The 24192-nt window shown below is 67.0% G+C and carries 27 protein-coding genes; 14 read left to right on the plus strand and 13 right to left on the minus strand.

What is annotated here, in order from left to right:
* Window positions 1–130: 130 nt before the first annotated feature.
* From ACR9Y6_RS10475 to moaA, 5 genes are read right to left on the minus strand one after another with little or no spacing between them, the layout of a single operon-like run.
* Window positions 131–1321: a molybdopterin molybdotransferase MoeA gene (locus ACR9Y6_RS10475; protein WP_481281220.1), complete on the minus strand. Its 1191-nt coding sequence runs from the start codon at window positions 1319–1321 to the stop codon at window positions 131–133.
* Window position 1322: 1 nt separating this feature from the next.
* Window positions 1323–2261 carry a bifunctional molybdenum cofactor biosynthesis protein MoaC/MoaB gene (gene moaCB / locus ACR9Y6_RS10480; protein ID WP_481281221.1) on the minus strand — a complete coding sequence of 313 codons (939 nt, stop codon included), beginning with the start codon at window positions 2259–2261 and terminating at the stop codon, window positions 1323–1325.
* On the minus strand, window positions 2258–2743 hold the full coding sequence (locus tag ACR9Y6_RS10485) for a molybdenum cofactor biosynthesis protein MoaE (protein WP_481281222.1): 486 nt from the start codon (window positions 2741–2743) through the stop codon (window positions 2258–2260). Before ACR9Y6_RS10485 ends, moaCB begins: the two co-directional genes overlap by 4 nt.
* Window positions 2744–2745: 2 nt before the next feature.
* Window positions 2746–2997 (minus strand): MoaD/ThiS family protein, encoded by a 252-nt coding sequence (locus tag ACR9Y6_RS10490; RefSeq protein WP_481281223.1) that lies wholly within the window; start codon window positions 2995–2997, stop codon window positions 2746–2748.
* A 23-nt stretch (window positions 2998–3020) separates the two neighbouring features.
* Window positions 3021–3995, minus strand: a complete 975-nt coding sequence (gene moaA / locus ACR9Y6_RS10495; protein WP_481281224.1) for a GTP 3',8-cyclase MoaA — start codon at window positions 3993–3995, stop codon at window positions 3021–3023.
* 86 nt (window positions 3996–4081) lie between these two features.
* On the opposite strand from moaA, the gene ACR9Y6_RS10500 reads away from it, so the two are divergent.
* From ACR9Y6_RS10500 to ACR9Y6_RS10535, 8 genes are all read left to right on the plus strand, one after another.
* Entirely contained in the window at window positions 4082–5059 is a 978-nt protein-coding gene (locus ACR9Y6_RS10500) for an XdhC family protein (RefSeq protein WP_481281225.1), read from the plus strand.
* Window positions 5056–5661: a nucleotidyltransferase family protein gene (locus ACR9Y6_RS10505; RefSeq protein WP_481281226.1), complete on the plus strand. Its 606-nt coding sequence runs from the start codon at window positions 5056–5058 to the stop codon at window positions 5659–5661. Before ACR9Y6_RS10500 ends, ACR9Y6_RS10505 begins: the two co-directional genes overlap by 4 nt.
* A 61-nt stretch (window positions 5662–5722) precedes the next feature.
* The gene (locus ACR9Y6_RS10510) at window positions 5723–6547 is read left to right on the plus strand and encodes a cytochrome b/b6 domain-containing protein (RefSeq protein ID WP_481281227.1); all 825 of its coding nucleotides are present in this window, start codon (window positions 5723–5725) and stop codon (window positions 6545–6547) included.
* Window positions 6540–7295: a molybdopterin-binding protein gene (locus ACR9Y6_RS10515; protein WP_481281228.1), complete on the plus strand. Its 756-nt coding sequence runs from the start codon at window positions 6540–6542 to the stop codon at window positions 7293–7295. Before ACR9Y6_RS10510 ends, ACR9Y6_RS10515 begins: the two co-directional genes overlap by 8 nt.
* Window positions 7296–7465: 170 nt before the next feature.
* Window positions 7466–7861 carry an HU family DNA-binding protein gene (locus tag ACR9Y6_RS10520; RefSeq protein WP_481281229.1) on the plus strand — a complete coding sequence of 132 codons (396 nt, stop codon included), beginning with the start codon at window positions 7466–7468 and terminating at the stop codon, window positions 7859–7861.
* A gap of 323 nt (window positions 7862–8184) precedes the next feature.
* A complete protein-coding gene (locus ACR9Y6_RS10525) occupies window positions 8185–8571 on the plus strand; it encodes a BlaI/MecI/CopY family transcriptional regulator (protein ID WP_481281230.1) in 387 nt (128 codons plus the stop codon).
* 1 nt (window position 8572) lies between these two features.
* Window positions 8573–10294, plus strand: coding sequence for a M56 family metallopeptidase (locus ACR9Y6_RS10530; protein WP_481281231.1), 1722 nt, complete (start codon window positions 8573–8575; stop codon window positions 10292–10294).
* A 52-nt stretch (window positions 10295–10346) separates the two neighbouring features.
* The gene (locus tag ACR9Y6_RS10535; protein ID WP_481281232.1) at window positions 10347–11012 is read left to right on the plus strand and encodes an HAD-IA family hydrolase; all 666 of its coding nucleotides are present in this window, start codon (window positions 10347–10349) and stop codon (window positions 11010–11012) included.
* 6 nt (window positions 11013–11018) lie between these two features.
* Here ACR9Y6_RS10535 and ACR9Y6_RS10540 read toward each other — a convergent pair whose 3' ends face one another.
* The 5 genes from ACR9Y6_RS10540 to ACR9Y6_RS10560 form a co-directional block, all read right to left on the minus strand.
* Entirely contained in the window at window positions 11019–12350 is a 1332-nt protein-coding gene (locus ACR9Y6_RS10540) for a sulfite reductase subunit alpha (protein ID WP_481281233.1), read from the minus strand.
* The gene (locus ACR9Y6_RS10545; protein WP_481282717.1) at window positions 12347–13333 is read right to left on the minus strand and encodes an FAD:protein FMN transferase; all 987 of its coding nucleotides are present in this window, start codon (window positions 13331–13333) and stop codon (window positions 12347–12349) included. The genes ACR9Y6_RS10540 and ACR9Y6_RS10545 overlap by 4 nt, the downstream gene beginning before the upstream one ends.
* 189 nt (window positions 13334–13522) lie before the next feature.
* Entirely contained in the window at window positions 13523–14332 is an 810-nt protein-coding gene (locus tag ACR9Y6_RS10550; RefSeq protein ID WP_481281234.1) for a DUF4198 domain-containing protein, read from the minus strand.
* Window positions 14333–14347: 15 nt separating this feature from the next.
* The gene (locus tag ACR9Y6_RS10555; protein ID WP_481281235.1) at window positions 14348–14860 is read right to left on the minus strand and encodes a DUF2271 domain-containing protein; all 513 of its coding nucleotides are present in this window, start codon (window positions 14858–14860) and stop codon (window positions 14348–14350) included.
* Between the two features lie 11 nt (window positions 14861–14871).
* Entirely contained in the window at window positions 14872–15495 is a 624-nt protein-coding gene (locus tag ACR9Y6_RS10560) for a PepSY-associated TM helix domain-containing protein (RefSeq protein WP_481281236.1), read from the minus strand.
* Between the two features lie 168 nt (window positions 15496–15663).
* Here ACR9Y6_RS10560 and ACR9Y6_RS10565 point away from each other — a divergent pair, with 168 nt between their 5' ends.
* From ACR9Y6_RS10565 to ACR9Y6_RS10590, 6 genes are read left to right on the plus strand one after another with little or no spacing between them, the layout of a single operon-like run.
* Complete coding sequence (locus ACR9Y6_RS10565) at window positions 15664–16338, plus strand: response regulator (protein ID WP_481281237.1); 675 nt, start codon at window positions 15664–15666, stop codon at window positions 16336–16338.
* The gene (locus tag ACR9Y6_RS10570; protein WP_481281238.1) at window positions 16331–17761 is read left to right on the plus strand and encodes a sensor histidine kinase; all 1431 of its coding nucleotides are present in this window, start codon (window positions 16331–16333) and stop codon (window positions 17759–17761) included. The genes ACR9Y6_RS10565 and ACR9Y6_RS10570 overlap by 8 nt, the downstream gene beginning before the upstream one ends.
* Before the next feature lie 38 nt (window positions 17762–17799).
* Window positions 17800–18636 carry an alpha/beta hydrolase gene (locus tag ACR9Y6_RS10575; RefSeq protein WP_481281239.1) on the plus strand — a complete coding sequence of 279 codons (837 nt, stop codon included), beginning with the start codon at window positions 17800–17802 and terminating at the stop codon, window positions 18634–18636.
* 2 nt (window positions 18637–18638) lie between these two features.
* Complete coding sequence (locus ACR9Y6_RS10580) at window positions 18639–18998, plus strand: EamA family transporter (RefSeq protein WP_481281240.1); 360 nt, start codon at window positions 18639–18641, stop codon at window positions 18996–18998.
* Complete coding sequence (locus tag ACR9Y6_RS10585) at window positions 18995–19393, plus strand: DMT family transporter (RefSeq protein ID WP_481281241.1); 399 nt, start codon at window positions 18995–18997, stop codon at window positions 19391–19393. Before ACR9Y6_RS10580 ends, ACR9Y6_RS10585 begins: the two co-directional genes overlap by 4 nt.
* Entirely contained in the window at window positions 19377–20588 is a 1212-nt protein-coding gene (locus ACR9Y6_RS10590; RefSeq protein ID WP_481281242.1) for a DegT/DnrJ/EryC1/StrS family aminotransferase, read from the plus strand. Before ACR9Y6_RS10585 ends, ACR9Y6_RS10590 begins: the two co-directional genes overlap by 17 nt.
* A gap of 18 nt (window positions 20589–20606) precedes the next feature.
* Here the strand turns inward: ACR9Y6_RS10590 and ACR9Y6_RS10595 are convergent, their stop codons facing one another.
* The 3 genes from ACR9Y6_RS10595 to ACR9Y6_RS10605 all read right to left on the minus strand — a co-directional run bounded on the left by ACR9Y6_RS10595 (window position 20607) and on the right by ACR9Y6_RS10605 (window position 24112).
* Window positions 20607–21899, minus strand: coding sequence for a hypothetical protein (locus ACR9Y6_RS10595; protein ID WP_481281243.1), 1293 nt, complete (start codon window positions 21897–21899; stop codon window positions 20607–20609).
* A gap of 190 nt (window positions 21900–22089) precedes the next feature.
* Window positions 22090–22725 (minus strand): DUF1120 domain-containing protein, encoded by a 636-nt coding sequence (locus tag ACR9Y6_RS10600; protein WP_481281244.1) that lies wholly within the window; start codon window positions 22723–22725, stop codon window positions 22090–22092.
* 91 nt (window positions 22726–22816) lie between these two features.
* Window positions 22817–24112: an NHL repeat-containing protein gene (locus tag ACR9Y6_RS10605; RefSeq protein WP_481281245.1), complete on the minus strand. Its 1296-nt coding sequence runs from the start codon at window positions 24110–24112 to the stop codon at window positions 22817–22819.
* Between the last annotated feature and the right edge of the window lie 80 nt (window positions 24113–24192).

A 24192-nucleotide genomic window follows, 5' to 3' on the forward strand; every position in this document is an offset into this window, starting at 1 on the left:
CCCGCGGCAGCGGGCCAGAATGCGGCAAGCACCCATCGCCGACAAGGTCGGCTCCCACCAGAAGCTTGTCCCACCAGAGCCTCGCTCCGGCCCGAGGGCCTGGTTCCCACCGGAGCTTCCAGCGACGGTGCTAGATGGACAGCCAGGCCACTCGCTCACCCGCGGTGAACGCGGTGGATCGCGACGGCAGCCAGACCAGCGCATGCGCCGAGGCGAGATTGCTCAGCATGTGGGAGTCCTGTCGCGGCAACAGTTCCAGCAATACCGTGCCGTCGACCATGTCCAGGCGCATGCGCAGCAACCTGTCACGCTCCGAGTCCGCCTCGACGTCCGTCTTCAGCACGCCGCTGCGCCACGCGGGTTGCACGCCTTCCTCGCCCTCCAGGCGGGCCAGCACGGCGCGCGCATGCACCGCCAGGCAGACCAGCACGGCCGCCGGGTTGCCCGGCATGCCGAGCAGCGCCTTGCCGTCGCGCATGCCGAACCACAGAGGTTTACCGGGCTTTTGCGCCACCTTCCAGAACACGTTGCGCACGCCGAGCCGATCGGCGACGACGGGGATGAAATCGCGATCGCCCACTGAGACGCCACCGCTGGTGACGACGAGGTCCGCGCTGTCGAGAGCGGCGCTCATGGCCTCTTCGAGCGCGCTCTCGTCATCGCGGACATAGGCCACCACGGGCTCGCCGTAGCCGTGTTCGACGAACCACGCGCGCAACAACGGCCCGTTGGCGTCGTAGACCTGTCCAGGACCGAGCGGTTCGCCCACGCGCACCACTTCGTCGCCGGTGACCAGCACCACCACGCGCGGCCGCCGATACACGTCCAGGGAATCGATGCCGGCCATCGCCAGGGCCGCGAGCAGGCCCGCGGTGACGCGTTGTCCCGCCTTGGCGATGACGGCGCCGGCGCGGAGTTCCTCGCCCTCATGGCGAATGGCTTCGCCCACATGCACGCGCTCGCGCAGCACGATGCCTTCACCCGTGCGCTCGACGATTTCCTGCCGGGCCACGGCATTCGCGCCGTCGGGCAACATGCCTCCGGTAAGGATACGTACGGCCTGCCCCGGCCCGACGGACACCTTCGCGGGATCGCCGGCCGCTGCCGTGCCAATGAGCGTCAGGGGCGCGACGCCATCGTCGGCTCGCACCGCATAACCATCCACGGCGCTCTGGGTGAAGCGCGGCAGCGCGATACGCGCCGTCGGCGATTCGGCCAATACCGCGCCGAGCGCCAGCTCCAGGGGAACCCGGTGCGTCGGCAAGGCGCGCACGGCGGCGCGGTAATGGTCGAGCGCCTGTTCGATCGGCAACAACGCCATGTCAGTGGGCTTCGCCGTAGCCGCCGGGATGCCTGCCACCCGCGCGCCCGGTTTCCAGCAGGTGGACCAGGCCGGGCAAGGTCGCCGCCAGCGACTCGCTCGCCCCCCCGCGGCTCCCCGGGAAGGTGGCGATCAGCGTATCGCTCGCGTATCCGGCGACACCACGCGAAAGCATGGCGAACGGCATGCGCTTCTGGCCGAAGGCTCGCGCCGCTTCCATGATCCCGGGGATCTCCACGTCGAGCATCGGCCGGACCGTGTCCACCGTGATATCGCGGGGACCGAGGCCCGTCCCGCCGACGGTGACGACGAGCGCCACGCCGCCGTCCACCAACGAGCGCAGGAGGTCGGCAAGCACCTCCGCGTCGTCGGCGATCACGGCGTACTCGACCGGCGCGAAGTTCGCCTCGATCAGCGCGTCGCGCACGTACGCTCCTGCCGTATCCGGCTTGGCGCCACTGGCCACCGTATCGGACAACACGACCACCGCGGCACTGCGTGGCGTATCCAACGCGCGCCGGTAGTGGGATTTGCCGCCGGTCTTGCGCTCGAGACGGCAATCCTCGATATGCAGCTCGTCGGGCTCGGCGTAGGGCTTGAGCATGTCGTAGATCGTGAGCGCCGCGAGGCTGGCCGCCGTGAGCGCTTCCATCTCGACCCCGGTGGGGCCGATGGTCTGCACTTCGGCGATCACGCGTACGAAGGTATCGGCCAGTTCGTAATGCACGTCCGCCCGGTGGATCGGCAACGGGTGGCACAACGGAATGAGTTCATCGGTGCGCTTGGCGGCGAGAATGCCGGCGACACGCGCCGTCTTCAGCGGGTCGCCTTTCTCGGTCTCGCCACTGCGCAACAGGTCGATGCAGGAGGCGGGGGCATGGAGGGTGGCGGTGGCGCGTGCGACGCGAAGGGAATCGGGCTTCTGGCTGACGTCTTTCATCCGTGGCTCGTGTGCGAATGGTGGCGATGCGACGTGACGGCCGGTGCGTCGAGGTCGTCGCGGATGCAGCAGCCCTCCACGAAGGCACTGCTTCCATCGGCGTAGAACTCTTCCTTCCAGATCGGCGCGCCATGCTTCACCGCGTCCACCGCGTAACGGCAGGCATCGAACGCTTCCGCGCGATGCGGGGCGCGGACCACGCAGGCGATCGCGACGTCGCCGATGGAAAGATCGCCCAGCCGATGGACGATGCGCACATACGGTACCCCGTAGCGCTCGCGCGTTGCGTGCTCGACGTCGCGAATCACCTTCGCGGCCAGCGGCTCGTGCGCCGTGTACTTCAGGTGACGCACCTGCCTTCCTTCATGGTGGTCGCGCACCGTGCCGACGAAGAGCGCCAGCCCGCCGCATTCCGGATGGGCATCCAGTTCCAGCAGGGGCTCGACGGCGATGGGGGCGTGCGAAAGAACCTCGTGAGACATGTTCAACCTCCGGCCACGGGCGGCAACAGGGCGATCCGGCGGCTGGCCGGAAGAGGATCGGCGCGGCGGACGATGGTGTCGCCGGAGACGCAGGCGCAACGTTCGAGCGAACCGGCGAGCTCCGGCCGCTGCCTGGCCAGCACGGCCAATGCGTCGGCCACGGTGACGGTCTCCTCGCCGGCATCGACACGGCATTCGCTGGCCCCGGCCAGCCGTTCGAGGTTGGCGAAAAGTTCGAAGACGATCGGTTTCATGGATATCCCTGGAATACGGAAGTTCACCCGCCCATGGCATGCATGGTCAGTGGGCGGTCGACCGGTCCGGGCCGCGAGGCGTAGCCCGCATCCTTCAGCCATACGGCCCGGGCGACCTGCGCGGCCAACGTCGCGTCATCCACGCCTTCACGCAGGCGTGCGCCCAGGGGCGTGCCGATGGGCGAGAACAGGCAGGTGAACAACTCGCCGGTGGCGGTGATGCGCAGCCGGTCGCAGGTGGAACAGAACGGATTGGATACCGTGGAAATGATGCCCAGCGGATACCGCCCATCGACGAGATAGGGCGTGGCCGGATCGTGGCCGCGGGGCACGCTTTCCACATGGTGCCGTTCACCGATGGCCGCGAGTATCTCGGCCTCGGAAACGACGGCATCGCGTTTCCAGTGGCCCGGCGCGTCCAGCGGCATGTACTCGATGAAGCGCAACGATAATCCCCGCGCCATCGCCCACTCGAGCAGGGGCACCACGTCCTTCTCGTTGTCGCCGCGAATCACCACGGCGTTGAGCTTCACCTTCGCCCCTGCTTCCACCAGTGCGTCGATGCCGTCCAGCACAGGCGCGATCTCGCGCCGGGTCAGGCGGCGAAAGGTGTCCGGGTCGATCGCGTCGAGGCTCACGTTGAAATCGTCGATACCCGCTTCCACCAGCTCGCGAGCCTTGGGCGCGATGCGCGAGGCATTGGTGGTCATCGAAAGGCGCGAGAGCCCGCGCGCGCGGAGCGCGCTTATCTCCCGCACGCATTCGGAGAGGTCGCGGCGCAGCAGCGGCTCGCCGCCGGTCAGGCGGATCTGGTCGATGCCATGGTCCACGAACAGGCCGGCCAGGCGCACTATCTCGCCGCGTCCGAGCAGGCTGGCACGGGGCAGCCAGTCCGGATGTTCCGGCATGCAGTACGTGCAGCGGAAGTTGCAGCGGTCGGTCAAGGATATCCGCAGCTTGCGCTTGGTACGTCCGTGGCGGTCGATGAGTGGGGACATGGTTGCCTTAGCAGAGCATAGTGGTCGTGAGACGGGTGTTCCGGCCCGGTCGCGACCTTCGTACCCAATCGTGCCAGACTTCGCCCATGAGCGCCTTGCATCCCTTCGTCGCAGCCGCATGGCCCGAATGGCCCGACTATGCCCTCGTCGAGGACCTGCTGCCGCCGCTACGCGAATTCGCGCGCGCCGGGCGGGTCGTCCTCGCCACGCTGGTAAGCATCGACGGCCCGTCGCCACGCCCCTTGGGCAGCGAAATGGCGATCACGGCGGATGGCCGCGTCGCCGGCTACGTGTCCGGTGGCTGCGTGGAGGCCGCCGTGGCCAGCGAGGCCGCCATGGTCCTGGCGGACGGCCATCCCCGCCTGCTCGATTACGGCGTCGGCAGCCCGGTCATCGACATCCAGCTGAGTTGCGGAGGCCGCATCGGCATCTTCGTTCGTGAACTGCGCGAGCCCTCCGCGTATGTTAATTCGCTTGCGCTGGCCCGCCGCGCGCGGCGCACGGTCACCGTCCTGAGCGATGCAACCGACGGCGGCTGGCGCGTCGAAGACGGTGTGCACGCCGGCGATGCCGGTACCTATGCGACCGTGCACCGGCCACCGCTGCGCCTGGTCGCCGTCGGTGGCGATCCGGTCACGCTGGCGGTGGCGACGCTCGCGCCCTTCGTCGGTATCGAAGTCGTGCTCCTTCGACCGCACGGCCCGGCGCGGCCGCCGGAGGGCGTCACGCTCGCCGGTTACGACGCCCGCGCGCTGCCGGTGGCGCTGGCCGACCTGGCCGTGGACGAACGAACCGCCATCTACTCCCTCAGTCATGACGCCGAGGTGGATCACGCCGTGGCGGTCCACGCGCTTCGTTCCCCGGCCTTCGCGGTAGGCGTGCTGGGTAGCCGGAACAAGATCGCCTCGCGTGTCCAGCGGTTGAAGGACGATGGGGTGGGTGAGCACGACCTGCACCGCCTGAACCTGCCGGCAGGACTGCCCATCGGCGCGCAGACGCCCCACGGCATCGCGTTTTCGATCATCGCCCAGGTCTGCCAGCGCGACCGCGCTCGCCAGGCGTGACGGTCGCGCACGACGCCGTGATCCTGGCCGCGGGTGGCAGCCGCCGCCTCGGCCGTCCCAAACAACTGCTGACGATGGGCGGCGAGCCGCTCGTCGCTCGCGTGGCGCGGCTCGCGCTGGGTACGCGGCCATCACGGGCGCTGGTGATCGTGGGTGCCCACCAGGACGCCGTCACGGCGGCCCTGGCTCCGTACGATGTGGAAATCGTCGCCAATCCCGCGTGGACGACCGGCATGGCATCGTCCCTGCAGTTGGCGGCGCACGCGTTGCACGGCCGTGACCGGCCGGTCCTGCTGGCGGTCGTCGACCAGCCCGCCCTGATGGCCTCGCACTTCGCCGCGCTGCTCGCGGCGCACGACGACAGCCGCGACACCGTCAGCGCCTATGGCGATGCTCAGGGTGTCCCGGCTGTCCTCCGTGCGTCGACCCTGGCGCGCGCGACGGCACTTGCCGGCGACACGGGATTCCGGCGTCTCTGGGCGCAGGTTCCGCCGCATGCCGTTCGCGCCGACGAGCTCGGTGAAGACCTCGACGACGAAGCGGCCGTGGTCCGGGCCGTGGCCGCCGGTCTGCTGGACGGCCCGCAGCACCCATCCAGGTAGCGGCTGCAAGAAAACGGGCCTTTCCCCGGTCATACTCCGGACCACCCGCCAGGGAATCGCCATGACCGCCACCCGCCTCGTCTACCGCCACCGCTGGCCGGTGCGCGTGATGCACTGGATCAACGTGGTCTGCCTCTGCGTGCTGCTCGGCAGCGGCCTGCAGATATTCAATGCCCACCCCGCGCTTTACTGGGGCGACCGTTCCGATCCCGGCAAGGCCGTGCTCGCCCTCGAAGGCGGTCAGGATGCGCAGGGAAACCCGCGCGGAACCACCCGCATCGGCACGCATGCGTTCGATACCACCGGGGTCCTCGGCGCATCGAAGGTCGATGGTGAATGGACCGCTCGCGGCTTCCCCGCCTGGGCAACCATTCCGGGACCGGCGTGGCTCGCGATGGGCCGGCGTTGGCACTTCTTCTTCGCCTGGCTGTTCGTCGCCAACGGCATCGCCTATGTCGGCTGGTCGCTCGCCAGCCGGCACCTCACCCGCGACCTCGTCCCCACGCGGGCCGACTGGCGCGGCATCGGCCGTTCGATCCTGGACCACCTGCGCTTCCGCCATCCGCAAGGCGAGGAAGCCCTTCGATACAACGTGCTCCAGCGGGTGGCCTACCTGCTGGCGATCTTCGTCTTCGGCGGGGGCATCGTGCTGATGGGCATCGCCATGTCGCCGCGCATGGACGCGGTGCTGCACTGGCTGGTCGATGCCGTGGGCGGTCGACAATCCGCACGGACGATCCATTTCGTCATCGCCACGGCCTTCGTGGCCTTCGTGCTCGTGCACGTCTTCGAAGTGCTGGTGAGCGGCCCGCTGAACCAGTTGCGCGGGATGATCACCGGTTGGTACCGGATTCGCGAGGAACGACGGGAGACCCATCATGACTGATCGCCGGGCATTCCTGCGCAACACCGTGCTCGCCCTGGGGGGCGCCGTGCTGACCGGTTGCGACCGCGTTTCGGAAAGCGACACCGGCGCGAAGGTGCTGGAATCCGCCGAGGCGGTGACCCGCCGCGTGCAGCGCTTTCTTTCGCCCTCGCGTGCCCTGGCCAGGGAATACACGGAGGCCGATATCTCAGCGGTATTCAAGCCGAATGGAAGCATCCTGCCCGACACGCCGGCATACCAGGCGCTCCTGCGCAACGGCTTCGCCGACTATCGCCTCGAGGTGGACGGCATGGTCGAACGTCCTTCACGCCTCTCCATCGAGGACCTGAAAGCCCTCGGCACGCGCACGCAGATTACCCGCCACGACTGCGTCGAGGGCTGGAGCGTCATCGGCAAATGGACCGGCACGCCGCTGGCTTCCGTGCTCGACCATGTCGGCGCGAAACCAGGCGCCCGCTACGTCGTCTTCCATTGCTTCGATAACTACGAGGACGACACGCCCTACTACGAGAGCATCGACCTGGACGAGGCACGCCACCCGCAGACCCTGCTGGCCTATGGCCTCAACGGCGGCGACCTGCCCGTGGCCAATGGCGCGCCGTTGCGTCTGCGCGTGGAACGGCAGCTCGGTTACAAGCACGCCAAGTACCTGCGCCGGATCGAACTGGTCTCCTCCTTCGCGGACATCGGCGAAGGCAATGGCGGGTACTGGGAAGACAATGGTTACGAGTGGTATGCGGGCATATGAAGCGAGGCCTTTTCCGCATTGCATCAACCGGCCCCTGAAAAAAAGGGGTCGAAATGCAAAAAAACTTCGCGGACCCTATTTTCAGCGGACGAAAGCAACGCTAGAGTGAGTCGCCCGCTGGGCATCGGCCGGAACGGCCGCCTCATTCGATCAAAGTGACAAGGATAACCATGGCCAAGACCACCAAAACGGCGGCGAAGAAGGCCGCTGCCAAGGCTCCCGCCAAGGCTGCGAAGGCGCCGGCCGCCCTCAAGCCGATCAAGGATCCGCTGTCGAAGTCGTCGCTCGTCTCGCACATCGTCGAGCAGAGCGGTGTCGACAGCAAGAGCGTGAAGGCCGTTCTGGCCTCGCTGGAAGGCGCGATCTCCGCGTCCGTCCACAAGAAGGGCGCTGGCACGTTCACGCTGCCCGGCCTGCTGAAGATCACCTCGGTTGCCGTCCCGGCGAAGCCGAAGCGCAAGGGCAAGGACCCGTTCACGGGTGAAGAGCGCTGGTTCGCCGCCAAGCCCGCTTCGGTCAAGGTCAAGGTCCGTCCGCTGAAGAAGCTCAAGGACGCGGCCGCCTGATTCCACGCGGTGGTTCGTCCACCGCGTCCGACCAGGTAACCGAAAGCCCCCGCTCATGGCGGGGGCTTTTTTGTTGGTGACCGTGGAAGACCCCTGCTGGGATAGTTTTGGTGGGAGCCGACCTTGTCGGCGATCCCGCGGCAGCGGGCCAGGTCACTGCGAGCACCCATCGCCGACAAGGTCGGCTCCCACAACACCTCTTCATCGCCCCCTCCGCACCACATCACATCAGCCCTGCCGCACATCACCCCTGCCGCAAGTCATGCTTGACTACAACTGTCGTCAGGCGCACGCTGCCTACATCTGTAGTCAGGAGCGGCGGCATGAGCAAGAAGACCATCGGTGACCAGGAGCTCGCCCTCCTGCAGTACATCGAGGAAGCACCGAAGAGTTCCGTGGCCGAGGTCTGCGCGGGCTTCGGCGAGGCACGCGGCCTCGCGCGTTCCACCGTCCTGACCATGATGGAACGGCTCAGGGCGAAGGGTTACCTCACCCGCCGCAAGGTCGACAACAGCTTTCGCTACAGCGCGACCAATGGCGCGGGCGAAGTGATGACCGGTGCCGTCGGCCGTTTCGTCGAAAGAACCTTGCAGGGTTCGGTGTCGCCCTTCGTCGCCTGGATGTCCGAGCGCGGGCAAGTCAGCGATGCCGAACTGGCGGAACTCGAAGCCCTGGTCGGTACGCTGCAGTCGCGGCGCAAGGGGCGCTGACATGGATGCCTTCCTGGATATCCTGCTTTCGCGCCTGGCGTTCGCCTCGGTGCAGGCCTTGTTGCTCGCCGGCGTGGTCTATGCGGCGTGTCGTTTATTCCCCGCCCTTTCCGCGGCGGCACGCAGCACGCTCTGGTGGCTGCTGGGCGCGCAGTTGCTCATCGGCATCGCCTGTCCCGCCCCGTTCGCCCTCCCCCTGCTTCCTTCGACCGCGCCGGTGCGCGACGTGCTGCTGACCGCGCCCATCGCGATCGGCGACGCGGCGCTGCCCGCCGACGTGGCGCCGCCGTCGGGAGCGCTCTCCTTGAGCATGGTGTTGCTCGGCGCATGGATGCTCGCCGTGGCGCTGCAACTGATCGTCGCCGCCGTACGCTGGGCAAGGCTGTCCGCGGTGTTGCGGCGGGCCATGGCGCACGAGGATGTACGCGTCGAGACGCTTTGCGCCCGCCGCGCCCGTGAACTCGGCTTGCGCCGCTCGCCTCGCCTGGCGGTATCCGCGGAAGTGGATTCGCCGCAGGTGGTGGGCCTGTGGCGCCCCACCATCCTGCTACCCCTCGACGACCGGCTCGACGACGAGGAGCTGGAAATGGCCTTGATGCACGAACTCGCCCACGTGCGTCGCGGCGACCTTGTCATGGGCTGCGTGCCGGCACTCGCGCGCACGCTGTTCTTCTTCCATCCGCTGGCCCATCTGGCCACCCGCGAATACGCCCTCTGCCGCGAGGCGGCTTGCGATGCGCTGGTGCTGTCCCGAGGCCGGCAGGCGCCGCGGACGTATGGACGTCTGTTGCTCCGTCTCGGCGTCGCCCCGCATCCGCACCATGCCCTGCCGGGCGCGTCCCCCACATTCCGCACGCTGAAAAGGAGACTCGACATGCTCGGTCAAGCTACCGACGCGCCCCCGCGCGCGCTCACCTGGTGCCTCGTCGCCGCCATCGCGGTCGTGGGCGTGATCCCCTGGCGCGTCGTCGCCGCCGACACCGGTACGGCCACGCAAGATGATTACCGTCCGGCGGCGCCGACCCCGCCCCCTACGCCCGCACCGCCCGGGCCAGCTCCGGCGGCACCTGCGGCGCCAGCACCCATGGCAAGCCCCGCGCCCGTACCGCCGGCGGCTCCCCCGGCACCCATGGCACCGATGGAAACCATCACCGTGCAGGGCGGCAATCCCGACCGGTCGTTCATCTTCTTCAGCGACGACGTCCATGTCATGAACGGCAGCGGCAGCGACTTCCGCCGTGCCGAGGCGGCACGCGACGGCGCCGGCGACTTCGTCTGGTACCGCGAAGGCAAACAAGCCTGGGTGCTGAAGGATCCGGCCTATGTGAAGCGCATCCGTGACGCCTACGCCCGCAGTGCGCAGCCGGCCGAAGGTGCCAGGATGAGCGCCGACAAGCAGGCCGAGCTCGACGGCGAACAAGCCGTGCTGAACGAACAGATGGCCAAGCTCGCCCAGCGGCAGGCCGAGCTGGCGGTACAGGAAAGCGATCCGAGGGTACCGACCGATCGCGCCGCCTATGCGGCCGGCCATGCCGCCATCGGCAAGGAGCAGGCGGCCATCGCACAGAAGATGGCCGACATCGGCCGGGTCCGCGCGGAACAAGGCCGTGTCCAGGCCGAATGGGGCCGCCGGCAAGCCGAAGCGTCGCGGAAGGCGAGCAAGGAAGTGGATGCCATCCTCGCCGAAGCCATTCGCAACCACGCGGCCCAGGTGGCGCGCTGACGCGACGACGATGCTCCGGTATGGTGATGGGTTTTCACCTGCCGGAGGCATCATGCGACTTGAAACGGGCACGCTCATCGAAACCAGCGCCCTGCTGTTCGATATGGATGGAACGCTGATCGATTCGCGTGTCGTGGTCGAGAAGATCTGGAAACGCTGGTGCGACGAGAACGGCATCGACTGGCATTACGTGCTGCCGCGCCTGCACGGGGTGCGCATGCTGGATTCCGTGCGCATGTTCGTGAAGCCGGGCATGGATGTCGACGCGGTATACGAACGGCTGTATCGCGAGGAAGTCGAGGACGTGGATGGCATCGTGCCTATCGCCGGCGCCCTGGAATTGCTGGCGTCCCTGCCGCCCGAAGCCTGGACGATCGTGACCTCGGCCGACACCGTGCTGGCGAAGGCCCGGCTCGGCGCCGCGGGCATCGTGCCCCCGCCGCTCATGGTCACCGGCGAGATCGTCACCAACGGCAAGCCCGATCCCGAGGGCTACCTGCTGGGCGCGATGCGCATGGGTGCGTCTCCGAAGGATTGCCTCGTATTCGAGGACGCGAAGGCAGGCATCGACGCAGGCCTCGCCGCCGGCGCGCGGGTGATCGCGATCGCGGGCGACCATCCCGGCGAGATCCCGGAAAACGTCGAATGGGTGACCGACCTGGCGGCGCTGCGCTTCGACGGCATGCACGACGGCAAGGTGCGTCTGGTCGTTACCTGATACGGGTCAGTACACGTCGCGGCGGTAGCGGCCGGCAGCCGCCAGTTCGCTCACCGCCGCATCGCCCAGGACATCACGCAACACCCCGTCCACGCCGGGCGCCATTCCGGCGAGGCTGCCACATACGTAGATGCTGGCGCCTTCGTCCACGAAGCGTCGCAGACCGTCCGCCGCGATGCGCAGCCGGTCCTGCACGTAACGGGCGCCGCGGGCCTCGCGCGACCAGACCAGGTCGAGCCGCTCGATGCCACCGGCCTCGTACCAACGCTCCAGGTCGTCCACGTGCAGACGATCCGCGCGTGCGTGGCGTTCACCATAGATCACCCAGTTACGCAGATGACCCTTTGCCAGGCGCGCCTTGAGCAAGGCGCGCAGGCCGGCGATGCCCGTGCCGTTACCGACCAGCAACAACGGCCGGTCGTCGGCGGGCGCATGGAATCCCGCGTTCCGGCGTACACGCACGTCGATCGGATCGCCCACCATCGCATGCGCGGTCAACCAACCGGAGCCGATTCCAAGCGTGCCGTCCTCCGCACGCATCTGCCGCACCACGAGATGGAGCGCGCCATCCTCCGGTAGCGACGCGATGGAATACTCGCGATGCGGCAGGACCGTTTCATCCCCACGTGCGCTACGTGGGCCGATCTCGACGATGTCGCCCGCTTCCCATGTCGGATCGTCTTCATCTTCCGGCACCAGCGCGATGTGGTAACACCGTCCACCCACGCTTCCCGGATTCAGCAGGCGCCGTTCCGCCAGGCGCCAGCGCCGATACGCCGGGCGGCTCCAGTCCGCCATGGCGGTCACGCCCGACAGGTGCGCCACATGGTGTTGCCAGTGGCGCAGGGCGCCTTCATCACAGTTGTCCACTTCCACACGGTCGAATAGCGGCATGGCCCCACTGGCGTGTAGCCATTGATCGAGATCGCGGCCGAAGGCGCAGAAATCGTCATAGTCGCGATCGCCGAGGGCAAGTATCCCGTAGCTCAAGCCGTGTAACGCAAGCGGCGCCCGCATGCTGCGCTCGCGGAACAGGCCGGCCACGTCGGGCGCGTCGCCTTCGCCCGTCGTGCTGACGATGAACAACGCCCGCGAGGTTCGCTCCAGCATGGCCGGCGTCAATGCGTCCATGGCGCGCAGGTCGACGGCGAGGCCACCCGCGTGGACCATGTCCACCGTGCGCGAAGCCAGTTCGGTGGCGAAGCCGGTTTGCGAGGCATGGACGATCAGGACGCCGCCGCCCTCGTGGATCTCCCCCGCGACGGGACGACGACGGACGAAGGCCATGGTGAACGCCACCCATGCGAGCACCAGCGCGGCGGCGGCCATGGCGCTCATGGTTTCGACATTTCCCTGAAGGCCGGCGACATCCGCTCCTCGAACCGGCCGTCCTCGCCGTACACGATGAAGAGCGCGGCGATGCCATGGCGCTTCGCATAGGCCATGCCTTCCTCGGGGCCCAGGACCGTCATCGCGGTACCCAGCGGGTCCGCGTGCATGCAGTCGTCCGCGACGATGCTTACCGATGCCACGCGATGCGCCACGGGATAGCCCGTACGCGGATCGATGTGGTGCGAGAAGAACTTCCCGCCGCTCTCGAAGAAGTGCCGGTAGTCCCCGGAAGTGGCGATGGCCTTGCCGGTCAACGAGACGATGCGCTGCACTTCATCCGGACTGTCGACGGCGCCCGCCGCCGCACCCGGGCGCTCGATACCCACGTGCCAGGGCGAACCGTCGGGCTTCCGGCCGCTGGCGCGCAACTCCCCACCGACCTCCACCAGGTAGTTCCGCACCCCCGAGCGATCGAGGAACCGCGCGACCTGGTCGACGCCGAAACCCTTCGCCACCGATGAAAGGTCCACATAGACGCCGCCCGGTTGGAACGCGCGCCGGTTCGCCTCGTCCAGCTCGATCTTCGACCAACCCACCCGTGCGCGCGCCGCGGCGATCGCGGCGGCGTCCGGCGCGTCGTGCGGACGCTTGTCCGGACCGAAACCCCAGAGGTTGACCAACGGCCCCACCGTGGGGTCGTAGGCGCCGTTCGACTCCTTCGCCAGCGACAGTGCGTAACGAAGCACGGTGAAGAACTCCGGCGGCAGCGTCTGCCACGTGCCGGCCGGCGCGCGGTTGAAGCGGCTGAGGTCGGAGTCCGGTTCGTATGTGCTCATCTGGGCGACGACGCGGTCCACTTCGGACTGGATGCCGCGTTCGATGGCACGACCGTCCGCGCCGTCCGGCAACACGGCATTGACCGACCAGGTCGTGCCCATCGTCTCGCCTTCGAAGCGGCGTATGTCCTTGACGGAGGCAGCGAAAGCCACCGACACCGCGAAGGCGAAGATCAACGCCGCTATCCCCCGGACACATTGTGGGAGCCGCTTCAGCGGCGATGGGTGCTTGCGAAGAACTGGCCCGCTGCCGCGGGATCGCCGCTGAAGCGGCTCCCACAAGGATGAGGAAAGCGGCCGCTGGAGCGGCTTCCATCCAGTTGAAGGATCGGTCGGCACGGCTTACTGCGGGAGCACTTCCAGCGTCGCCGTGTAGGCCAGGCGGCGCTGCTTCGCTTCCTTCACCGAGGTCTTCGTGTCCTCCGTGGAGGCATTCACCCAGTACATGCCCGCCGACGGCCAGGTGAAGGAGAACTTGCCATCCTTGTCGGTGGTCGTGTTCATCTCGTCCTGCGCGTTGCGGTAGCGGGTGGCGCCGTTGATGGCGACGACCTTCAGGTTCGCCGCGGGCTTGCCGTCGAGGATCAGCTGGAAGGTCGCCTTCTCGCCGGCCACGAGATCGTTCGGCTCGGTGACCGGCACCAGTTCGAGTCCCTTGTTCGTGGGCTTGAGCGCACCGTCGCTCGGCGATCCCTGGGTCACGAAGGTCTCCACGCGCGAGGCCATCTCACTCAGCTGCACGTTCTTCGCGTTTGCCGGTATGGCCGTCCTGACGTCCTCCGGCTTGCCGCGCCAGCGCTTCTTCTGGCCGTCCACTTCGTAGTTCGCGAACAGGCCCTGGTTGACCAGCGCGAGGCGGTAGGTTCCCTTCTGCGGAACGGGGAGGTCGAACGTGCTGCGGTACTTGCCCGTCGAGGGGTTTTCCGGCTTCACCATGGAGCCGTCCGGCGCGGTGACCACCAGCTGGTCGAGTTGGGCGGGGAAGTGGTCCGGGTAATACAGATCGTTGGAGATCGCCGCGTCGACCGTCACCCAGGCGTCGTCGCCGGAGATCACGGTGGCCGACGGCACCATCCACATCTTGTGCGCCTGTGCGGCCAGCGGCAGGGCCAGGGCGACGCCGAGCGCGGCGCGAACGAATGCATGCTTCATCGGGTGGCTCCGTTTCTAGGGATTGAGGTCGAGGCTGATCCGGCCGAGTTCTTCCGTGCCGCTGGCGGACAGGTGCACGGGAACCTTCGCCGGCCAGTCGAAGGGAATCCGTTGTGCTTCACGCCCGCCCACCTCGCGCGCCGCCTCCACCACGAGTTCGTAGTGTCCCGGCGCGAGCGTGCCCAGGGGCGGCTTGCCGTCGCTGAAACGCAACTGGTGCTGGCCGGCCGGGCGCGTGGCGCCGGACACGCCGTCGATCGGCATGGTTTGCTCGCGGCCGCTACGTCGCCACCACTGGCGCATGTCCTTCAGCCATTTCGTGCCCTCGCCGCCGGCCTTCTTCACGTCGTACCAGACAGCGAGATTCGCGGCGACACTGTGGTCCTCGCGCTCGATCCACACGGCCACGTAGGGCCGGTGGTATTCGGCCACCTTGAGCGTGGGAATCTCCACGGTGAGGTTCATGTCGGCAGCCAGTGTCGGCATGGCGAACGCGAGACACGAGGCGAACGGCAGGATGCGTCGCATGGCGGTTTCCGTCAGTGGATGAAAATGAGTGCGAGGACGACCGGCAACACGAAGCCGAGCGCGACCATCGGCCAGGTCATGCCGCGTTGTCCCGCGTGCATCTTGAGCAAGAGCAACCCCGTGAGCGCGAAGACGACGCAGGCCAGCGCGAACACGTCGATGAACCAGCTCCACACCGGCCCCGTGTTGCGGCCCTTGTGCAGATCGTTGAGGTACGCGAGCCAGCCCCGGTCGGTCGTCTCGTATTGCACCTCGCCCGTTTCGCGGTCGATGCCGACCCAGCCGTCGCCACCGGGCCGCGGCAGGGACACATACACTTCGTCGTCGCTCCAGTCCCCCGCGCGACCGCCGACCGGCGCGCCGGTGTTCGCGGCGATGAACGCCGCCACGGGGGCCGGCAACGGCGCGGATGTCGTGCCCGTGCGGGCCACCTGCTTCAGCAAGGCGTCCGGCAGGGTCGCCGTATGCCGCTCCACGCGAGGCGAAGCTTCGATCCGCGCGGCATGGTTGAGCGTGAACCCGGTGATCGAGAACAACAGCAATACGACCAGCGAAACCGCGGAGCTGATCCAGTGCCACCGGTGCAGGTGCTTCAGCCAGAACGCGCGGCGTTGCCGGTCGACGGTGTCGCGCATGTGCTGGAACGCCCCTGGATATGGTCCCGAATGCCCCATGGTAAACCACAATGCGAATCGTTCGCAATTAGACGGGTTAAGCCGAAGGTATGAAAGACGGGAAAGCGCCGCGAAAGCCTGCCGCGACAGCATGCGCGCAGCCCTTCCCGGAGCGTATCCTTGCCCCTCATGCGCATCCTCCTAGCCGAAGACGACGCCGCCATCGGTGCGGCCGTACGTGCCTCCCTCGAACAGGGCGGCCATGCCGTGGACCACGTGACCGACGGGTCCAGCGCGGACCACGCGCTGCGCGACCATGATTACGACCTGCTCGTGCTCGACCTCGGGTTGCCCCTGCTCGACGGCAGCGACGTGCTGGCACGTGCGCGCAAGCGTGGAGCGAGCCTGCCGGTGCTGGTCGTGACGGCGCGGGAGGGTTTGAAGGAGCGTGTCCGCGTGCTCGACCTCGGCGCCGACGATTACCTGGTGAAACCGTTCGCACTGGCCGAATTCGACGCCCGGGTACGTGCCCTGCTCCGCCGGCGCACCAGCAACGGCACGCCGGAATTCCGCATCGGCCGGCTGCGCCTCGACATTCCCGGGCATCGGGCATGGATCGGCGAAACCGCGCTCGACCTGACCGCCCGCGAATTCGGACTCATCGAAGCCCTGGCCGCTCGCGCGGACAAGGTCACCAGCCGCGCGCAGCTCGTCGAGGCATTGTGCAACTGGGACGAGGACCTGACCGACAACGGCCTGGACATCGCCTTGCACCGCTTGCGCAAGAAGCTCCAGGGTTCGGGTACCAACGTGCGCACGATCCGGGGACTCGGCTACCTGCTCGAAGAAACCGCGGATGCCTGAACGCCGCTCCGCGGCGCGTCGCCCCGCGCGTCCCAGCCTGCGCCGGCGCCTGCTGACCTTCCTGCTCGTCCCCGTGCTCGGCGTGCTCGTGCTCGATGCCGTCATCGGCTATTTCGTGGCGCTGGCGTACTCCAACCGCGTGCACGACGCCGACCTCTCCGATTCCGCCCTCACCTTGTCGGAAATGATCGGCAGCGATGCCCTGCGCGGCGAACTGACCGCGCAGGCGCGCTTCCTGCTCGAATACGATCCGGACGGGCGCAACTACTATGCCGTGGTCAGCGATCGCCACGGCCGGATGATCGGCAACGCGGAGCTGGAGGGGCCCGGCGCCGCGGTGGCCACCGACGCGGCACCGAAGCTGTACGACACGGCGCTCGGCCATCGCCCCCTGCGCGCGGCGATCATGCGCGTACCGAACCACCAGGACCCGGGTGACGTCCTCACCATCACCGTCGCCGAGAACCTGCGCGATCGCCATACCCGCGCACGCGAGATCCTTTTCCTCACCCTGCCGATGCAGGCGCTGTTGATCGTCGCCGTGCTGTCCCTGGTCTGGTTCGGCGTACGCCATGGCCTGGGCGTGCTGGAACCGCTCACGGCGCGGCTGGGCAAGCGCGGCCACGACCTGGGTCCCATCGGCGAGGAAGACGTGCCGGTGGAGATCCTGCCGCTCACCCGCACCATCGACGACCTGTTCTCCCGCATGCGCAACATGCTCGGCCTGCAAGAGCGTTTCATCGCCGACGCGGCGCACCAGTTACGCACGCCGCTGGCTGGCATCCAGTTGCACGTCGAACGGCTGGAAGCCACGAACGATCCGGTACAGCGCGTGGATGCGCTCGGCCATGTGCATCGTCTCGCCGCACGCGCGGCACGCACGTCGGCACAGTTGCTCGCGCTCACCCGCACGCAGTCGCCCGACCTTCCCGACCACGACGGCATGGCCATTATCGACCTCGCCAGCGTCGTGCCCGAGGCCGTGGCCATGCGCGTGCACCAGGCCCTCACCCTCGGCGTCGACCTCGGCTATGAAAGCGACGGCAGCGCCTGCCCCGTCCGTGCCGATGCGCTGCAGGTGCAGGAGGTGATCGACAACCTCGTCGACAACGCCTTCCACTACGCCGGACACGGCCACGCCGTCACGGTGTCCTTGCGCCGCGACGACGGGGAAGTGGTCCTGGCCGTCGAGGACGATGGGCCGGGTGTCGAGGATGCTTTCCTCGACCAGTTGGGCGAACGTTTTTTCCGCGTTCCGGGCGGGGACGAGGACGGTACCGGCCTGGGCCTGGCCATCGTCGAGAGCATCGCCGAACGGCACGCCGCGCGCGTGGCCTTCCTCCACGCGGCATCGGGAGGTTTGCGCGTCGAACTGCATTTTCCTGCGGTCGCTTCCGGAAAGCCCGCTGAAACCACCTCCTGAGACCATTCGTCCATCGTAGGCAGGACGCGAGGCGTCGGGTGAACCATTCCGCGGAATTCCAGTTCGAAGGCGGACGTGACGGCGTATTGCTGATCCACGGGCTGACCGGTACGCCCACCGAGATGCGCATGGTCGGCAAGGGCCTGAACCGTGCCGGCTTCACCGTCGTGGGCGTCCGGTTGGCCGGTCATTGCGGCAACGAGGAAGACCTCCTCGCCACCACCTGGGAAGACTGGTACGCCAGCGTGGAGGCCGCCGCCGACGATTTGCGTGGACGAGTCGACCGCGTGTTCGTGGCGGGACTGTCGATGGGAGCCCTGCTCGCCCTGCGCCTCGCCGCCGTGCGGCCCGGCTGGATCGACGGCGTCGGCGTGTACGGTGCGACCTTCCGTTACGACGGCTGGTCGATCGGCTGGACCGGACGCTTATCGTTCCTGCTACCGATCTTCAAGCGTCTCGGCATCGGTCGCCAGCGCAGCTTCATCGAGCAGCCGCCCTACGGCATCCGCGACGAGCGCCTGCGCGCCCAGGTGAGCGCGGCGATGTTCTCCGGCGACAGCGAGGCAGCCGGCCTGCCCGGCAATCCGTGGCATGCGTTGGCCGAGATGGTGAAGCTCTCGCGCGACGTGCGCCGGCGCCTCCCGGACGTGCTCGCTCCGTGCTTCATTGCCCATGCGGCGGACGACGACGTCGCCAGCGTCGCCAACGCCGACCTCGTGGCGCGCCGCGTCCGCGGGCCGATCGAAATGCTCCTGCTCGCGGACAGCTACCACATGATCACGATCGACCGCGAACGGCGCACGCTGATCGAACGCACCGCCGACTTCTTCGGCCGCATCGCACGCGACGCGCGGCCCGTGCGCATGGCGGCCTGATCATGCACGGTCTCGTCCTCGGCCTGTGGCTGGCCAATGTATTGCTCGACACCGGCGGCCAACTGGCCTTCAAGGCGGCCGCCGGTGACGACCGTGCCGGCGACGGCCTGGCGCGCTGGCGCTATATGTTCGGGCGCCCGTGGATCTGGGCGGGCATCGGTTGCTACGTGGCCGAGTTCCTGGTCTGGATCGCCTTCCTCTCCCTGGTTCCGTTGTCGGAGGGCGTCCTGCTCGGCTCGATAAACATCGTCGCGATCATGATCGCCGGGCGTTTCCTGTTCCGCGAGCGCCTGAGCCCTCTACGCGTCACCGGCATCCTGCTTGTAGCCGCCGGCGTCGCCATCGTGGGAGCCGGCGCATGAAACGGTTCTACCTGATCGGCTTCGCCATGTTGCTCGCCTTCGATACGCTGAACCTGATCTGCTTCAAGATCGCCGGCACGCATGCCCTGCCCGTTGAAATGAGCGCGGCGTGGGTCGCCCGCGTGTTCTCGCATCCATGGATCTACGGTGCCGTGATCGGATACATCGGTGCCTTCGTGACCTGGATGAGCCTGCTCAAGCACGCGCCCATCGGGCCTGCCTTCGCGGCCTCGCATCTCGAAGTGGTCAGCGTGATGCTCCTTTCCTGGTGGATGTTCTCCGAGCCGGTGACGGCGACGCAAATCGTTGGCGCGCTGGCGATCGTCGCGGGGATCGTATGCCTGGCGATCGCGGAAGATGGCGGCGAGGCGGCGGCCGATGCCGTTCCTGCCTGAACACGAGGCGCCACCGACCGCCGGGATGTCGCTCCTCCTCGGCGACCTCGGCGGTCCTGTCCCCGCACCGCTGACCGCGCTCGCCGCGGCATGGCTGGGTGTCGAAGAGGTGCAGCTCGAATGTTCGGGCACGGCGGCGCTCACGGTGGCGCTGACAGCGCTCGCCGAGCATGAGCCGTCGCGCCACGAAGTGGCGATACCCGCGTTCACGTGCCCGCTCGTACCGCTCGCCATTCGTCGCGCCGGCCTGGTGCCGAGGCTCGTCGACCTCAAGGCCGACCACTTCGATATGGATCCGCAACGCCTCGCATACGCATGCGGCCCGCAGACGCTCGCCGTCATGCCCACGCACCTGGGCGGGCGCATCGCCGACGTGGATACAGCCAACGCCATCGCGCATCGCGCCGGTGCCGTGACCATCGAAGACGCCGCGCAGGCACTCGGCGCGCGATGCAACGGCGGTTTCGCGGGCACGCGTGGCGACATCGGTTTCTATAGCCTCGCCGCCGGCAAGGGCCTGTCGATCTTCGAAGGCGGCTTGCTCGTCGGCCGCGACGAAGGCCTCCGCGCGCGCTTTCGTCGCGTGGCGAAACGCATCGCGCGTTGGCACCCTGGGTGGGAAATGCGCCGGTCGCTTGAACTGGCGGCCTACGCGATGTTCTATCGACCCCAGGGACTCAGCCTGGCGTATGGCCGCCCGCTGCGGAAAGCGTTGCGCCGTGGTGATCTTCTTGGCGCGGCGGGCGAGCATTTCGAGGCGAATTTCCCGCTGCATTCCGTCGGCCGGTGGCGCCAGGCGGTGGGCGCGCGCGCATTCCATCGACTGCCTGCCTTCATCGCGGCCACGACCCGGCAAGCCGCCATCAGAGTCCCGCGGCTCGCCGCCATCCCCGGTGTCCACACCTTCACCGACAGCGGCGGAACCTGGCCCTACCTGATGCTTCTGCTGCCTGACGAAATCACGCGCGACGCCGTGCTCAAACGCCTCTGGTCATCACGGCACGGCGTGGCGCGCATGTTCGTGCATGCGCTGCCTGATTACCGTTACCTCGCCTCGATGCCCGGCGGCGACGACGTCGCCAACGCTCGCGATTTCGCCGCACGCACGCTTACGATTACCAATAGCCCATGGCTCGACGACATCTCGTTCGAACATGTGTGCGCGGTGATCGAGGCGGTGCTCGTCGCCCACTGAGTGCGCCGCCACCTGGCATCAGGCCAGGTAGCGAACGACTCGCGGCTTGGAGCCACCCGAGCCATCACCGACGGTCCACCCACAAACGATGATCTTGCCGTCGGGAGCGATCGTCATGCCACCCAGATGGTCGAAGCCTCCACCGAGGTTGTCGACGATGTACCCTTTTCCGTCGCCAAACGACCTGTCCGGCTCGCCCGAGGGAAGAATACGCGCCACGACGATTTCAGATGTGGCACGGGCTTCTCCGACCACGACATAGCGCTCTTCGCCGTCGACGGCCGCATCGGTGAGACGGCATGGTGGAAGGTCGCGCAAAAACAGCATGACGCCGTCGTTGAACCCGGGATCGTGAAGACCCTCGCCAGTGAGTACCGCGAGCATCCCGAGATCATCATCCTCCTCGCCTATCTCACCCATTCCCACGCAAAGCAAGCGACCGTCGCTCAATCCGACGATTCGCTCGATCCCCGTCCTGTCCAGGTTGATGTCCGGTGGATCGATGAACACGAGACCGTCTTGTCCGAACGACTTGTCCACCGTGCCCTTGTCGTCGATGCGAGAAACGACGCCCCTGCCGGAGGTACTTCCCGCCACGATGAACCGGCCCGCATCCTCCACCGTGAAATCGTTGACACCATGGACTGTGGTATCGACGCCTCCCGGGAAACTGAATGGCACGACGCGCGTTCCGGCAGCGTCGACGTCCAGCCACCCCTTCGCGTTGAGCTGGGCGATCACGCCTTCCGTGGCCCCCTTATCGCTATACGCCGCGCCGATGAGCGTCAGCCGTCCGTCCGGTCCCAGGATCGGCCTGGCACGATCCAGCAGGAAGTCTCCCGGTAAATCGATTGCACGCGTGCCGTCGATGCCCCACCCCCGGTCCGGCGCGCCTGTGTCGGAATACAACGCGAGAGCGGCCATCCGGCGTAACCGGAGCGTATCTTCCACCCAGCTCGTGACGCCGTACACGAGTATCCGACGGTCGGGAAGAACATGGAAACCCATCGGCAGGTTGGATGGCGCGCTTGAGAAGCGTCCGAATGCGAATCCCTCTTCGCCGAAGCCCTGGTCCATGCTGCCTGCCACTGCATTCAGGCAGACCAGGACGAACTCGGTGCGATAGTTGCCCGTCGCGGGCACGGCACTCAGGCCAACGACCAGGCGATAGTCGTCGAGCATGACGACGCATCGGGCGTGGGCTTCATCGTGACCGGGGATCACCAAGGTCACGATTCCGTCATCACCGAATGACGGATCGCGATCGCCCGGCGAGAGCATGCCCTTCCCGGCATCCTTGCCTGCACTCATCGTGTCTCTCCTTGACGCGTGAAGAACGAATGGCGAAGACCCACCATGCGAAGCCACGGTACGTCCGGCCCGGTGGCCCGGCAATACATCGAACGTTGTAAGCGCCGGGCCTTCTCTCGAACACTTTCAGCACCGGGTGATGTGTACCCGGATACCTGTTCCGGTTTCGCGCGAGGATGCCGCGCATCGGTCAGTAGGAAAGTTCCAGCGTCACCTGACCGGCGAGTGTCACGTCGTCGTTCACCACGGGATTCCTGGCCAGGACCGGCTGGATACTCAACGGCACCACGAGCACCGTCAGGGCGGCCGGTTCGACGGCCATCTCGCTCGCCGCGAAAGCGAATGCTTCGCCATCGTGGTCGAACGGCACCTTGCCATGCACCGGCACGGTCCACGCGTTGCCCGCGCCGCCATCCGTCGATTTCAGGACAAATTCGTTCTGGGTCATGATATCGGCGGCGATACTCAGCGTGAAATAGCCGATCGGCCGGCCGCCGGTCATGCCGAGGCCATAGTTGGCGGGCCCCGCCGTCGACGCCGTGGCGCCGGTGGAATCGGTTGCCTTCAGGCGAAACTTCGCCGGCACCCCGGCGCAGTCGACCGTCAGGAAAGCCGCCGTTTCCGGAAGCACGTTGTCCTTGCCCGGAACGAACGAGCCTACCGGGATGGGACCGAGATCCACGGTGTCCCTTCCACTGAGGGAAACACCGCACGAGGAAGGGGAAAGGTTGCCTTTTACCTGCAAACTGGCCGAGTCGGCGGCCATCGAAGCCAGGGGCACCAGCAAGGCAAGGCTGGCGCTGGAAAACAAGGGGGTACGACGCACTGAGTTGATTCTCCTGAAACGGCCGATACGGCCGTGAAACATCCATTGAGCATCTGTCCGAACGGACGCGTCGTATCTTACCGGAGGTTCCTCAGGCGAAGTATCGCTGTACGAGTACGCGATCGGGATTGGGACTGCCCACACCGTTACCGCTCAACACCTCGAAGACCAGATGATCGTTCGTTACATCGATGCCGAAGAAAATGAAGTTGAAACCTTCGAGGGCCGGGTCGATGGTGAAGTATCCATCGCGATCGCCGAACGACGAGTCGAGCTCGCCCGACGAAACGTGACGTCCGACAACCAACCGCTTTATATCTGTCCAGTCGTAATCGGCACTGCCGACCACGGTGACGCCACCTTCGGCCGAAACCGCGATATGCAAGGGAAGCGCCAGCCCGCCATCGTCGTCGGTGTTCCCGTAGTTGATTTCCAGCGGCCTGCCCCCGTTGAAGCTCGGGGGGATCGCTCCCTTATCGTCCAGTCGAACCAACACGCCGACTCGCGGACGGCGGGTCATGATGCTTCCCGCTCCCCACAGGCCGGCGTCGTTCGACCAGGCGAGTTTTTCGATTTCGATGCGATCGGCACTGTCGTTTCCATCGATCACGACGTGTCCTGCTTCCCCGAACGCCGGGTCGGGGACGCCTGACCGAAGCAGGCGCACGATTCGTGAGTTTCCAGAAATCGTTGCCGTGCTCAGAACGATTTTCCCGTCATCTTGCAGCAACGCATCGGTGATCCTGCCCGATGCACCCAACGGCACATCGACCAGGGCATAGCCCTTGCCGGCGAATGTGGGATCGAGTTTGCCCTGCGCGTCGAAACAGAACACGATGCCACCATAACCGCCTTCGGCGGCGCTGGTCGTACCGATGAAAAAGCAACCGTCGTCCGACCCCGCGATGACGAAACCCTTCACGACGAGGGGCTCGCCCGGCGGACGGATGCCATCGAGATTCACATAACCGCCGATGCCGAACGTATCGTCGAGCACGCCTTCGACATTCCTGCGTGTCAGCATCCATGTCTCCCCGTTCATGGACCTGAGTACCAGTACCGTCGCCCCACCGGCCATCGGCAAAGGCTGGGCACCTTGCAGGGTTTCCTCGGGCAGGGGAGGTTCGATCACGACACCCTCCACCCCGAACGAAGGGTCGAAGGTTCCATCGGGCATGAGCCGCGCCAATCCATATTGCCAACCGCCGAAGGGCCTGCGGCAGCCCATGGCCAGCATGATCTTGTCGTCCGCCGTCCGTGCCAATGCGCGAAGCGGTTCGCTCGCACCCGGCTCGATGACATAATCCTCGAACCGAAGCTCAGCCGTGCCCTCGTTGCCGAACGAGGTATCGATGTCGCCTTGCTCGCGCAGCCCGCGTCCGTTCATGGTCGATATCCTTGTCGTCGTGTCGCTATCCGTGGCTACGCAAGATAAGTCCGGAACGATATTCCCGCCATACATCCAAC

It is taken from the genome of Luteibacter sp. TLI7-4A (assembly GCF_056754745.1).

What these genes read in the sequence shown, in the direction of transcription:
- ACR9Y6_RS10475 (WP_481281220.1), bottom strand. Translation starts at nt 1,321, where the DNA reads ATGGCGTTGTTGCCGATCGAACAGGCGCTCGACCATTACCGCGCCGCC.
- moaCB (WP_481281221.1), bottom strand. Translation starts at nt 2,261, where the DNA reads ATGAAAGACGTCAGCCAGAAGCCCGATTCCCTTCGCGTCGCACGCGCC.
- ACR9Y6_RS10485 (WP_481281222.1), bottom strand. Translation starts at nt 2,743, where the DNA reads ATGTCTCACGAGGTTCTTTCGCACGCCCCCATCGCCGTCGAGCCCCTG.
- ACR9Y6_RS10490 (WP_481281223.1), bottom strand. Translation starts at nt 2,997, where the DNA reads ATGAAACCGATCGTCTTCGAACTTTTCGCCAACCTCGAACGGCTGGCC.
- moaA (WP_481281224.1), bottom strand. Translation starts at nt 3,995, where the DNA reads ATGTCCCCACTCATCGACCGCCACGGACGTACCAAGCGCAAGCTGCGG.
- ACR9Y6_RS10500 (WP_481281225.1), top strand. Translation starts at nt 4,082, where the DNA reads ATGAGCGCCTTGCATCCCTTCGTCGCAGCCGCATGGCCCGAATGGCCC.
- ACR9Y6_RS10510 (WP_481281227.1), top strand. Translation starts at nt 5,723, where the DNA reads ATGACCGCCACCCGCCTCGTCTACCGCCACCGCTGGCCGGTGCGCGTG.
- ACR9Y6_RS10515 (WP_481281228.1), top strand. Translation starts at nt 6,540, where the DNA reads ATGACTGATCGCCGGGCATTCCTGCGCAACACCGTGCTCGCCCTGGGG.
- ACR9Y6_RS10520 (WP_481281229.1), top strand. Translation starts at nt 7,466, where the DNA reads ATGGCCAAGACCACCAAAACGGCGGCGAAGAAGGCCGCTGCCAAGGCT.
- ACR9Y6_RS10525 (WP_481281230.1), top strand. Translation starts at nt 8,185, where the DNA reads ATGAGCAAGAAGACCATCGGTGACCAGGAGCTCGCCCTCCTGCAGTAC.
- ACR9Y6_RS10530 (WP_481281231.1), top strand. Translation starts at nt 8,573, where the DNA reads ATGGATGCCTTCCTGGATATCCTGCTTTCGCGCCTGGCGTTCGCCTCG.
- ACR9Y6_RS10535 (WP_481281232.1), top strand. Translation starts at nt 10,347, where the DNA reads ATGCGACTTGAAACGGGCACGCTCATCGAAACCAGCGCCCTGCTGTTC.
- ACR9Y6_RS10540 (WP_481281233.1), bottom strand. Translation starts at nt 12,350, where the DNA reads ATGAGCGCCATGGCCGCCGCCGCGCTGGTGCTCGCATGGGTGGCGTTC.
- ACR9Y6_RS10550 (WP_481281234.1), bottom strand. Translation starts at nt 14,332, where the DNA reads ATGAAGCATGCATTCGTTCGCGCCGCGCTCGGCGTCGCCCTGGCCCTG.
- ACR9Y6_RS10555 (WP_481281235.1), bottom strand. Translation starts at nt 14,860, where the DNA reads ATGCGACGCATCCTGCCGTTCGCCTCGTGTCTCGCGTTCGCCATGCCG.
- ACR9Y6_RS10560 (WP_481281236.1), bottom strand. Translation starts at nt 15,495, where the DNA reads ATGCGCGACACCGTCGACCGGCAACGCCGCGCGTTCTGGCTGAAGCAC.
- ACR9Y6_RS10565 (WP_481281237.1), top strand. Translation starts at nt 15,664, where the DNA reads ATGCGCATCCTCCTAGCCGAAGACGACGCCGCCATCGGTGCGGCCGTA.
- ACR9Y6_RS10570 (WP_481281238.1), top strand. Translation starts at nt 16,331, where the DNA reads ATGCCTGAACGCCGCTCCGCGGCGCGTCGCCCCGCGCGTCCCAGCCTG.
- ACR9Y6_RS10580 (WP_481281240.1), top strand. Translation starts at nt 18,639, where the DNA reads ATGCACGGTCTCGTCCTCGGCCTGTGGCTGGCCAATGTATTGCTCGAC.
- ACR9Y6_RS10585 (WP_481281241.1), top strand. Translation starts at nt 18,995, where the DNA reads ATGAAACGGTTCTACCTGATCGGCTTCGCCATGTTGCTCGCCTTCGAT.
- ACR9Y6_RS10590 (WP_481281242.1), top strand. Translation starts at nt 19,377, where the DNA reads ATGCCGTTCCTGCCTGAACACGAGGCGCCACCGACCGCCGGGATGTCG.
- ACR9Y6_RS10595 (WP_481281243.1), bottom strand. Translation starts at nt 21,899, where the DNA reads ATGAGTGCAGGCAAGGATGCCGGGAAGGGCATGCTCTCGCCGGGCGAT.
- ACR9Y6_RS10605 (WP_481281245.1), bottom strand. Translation starts at nt 24,112, where the DNA reads ATGAACGGACGCGGGCTGCGCGAGCAAGGCGACATCGATACCTCGTTC.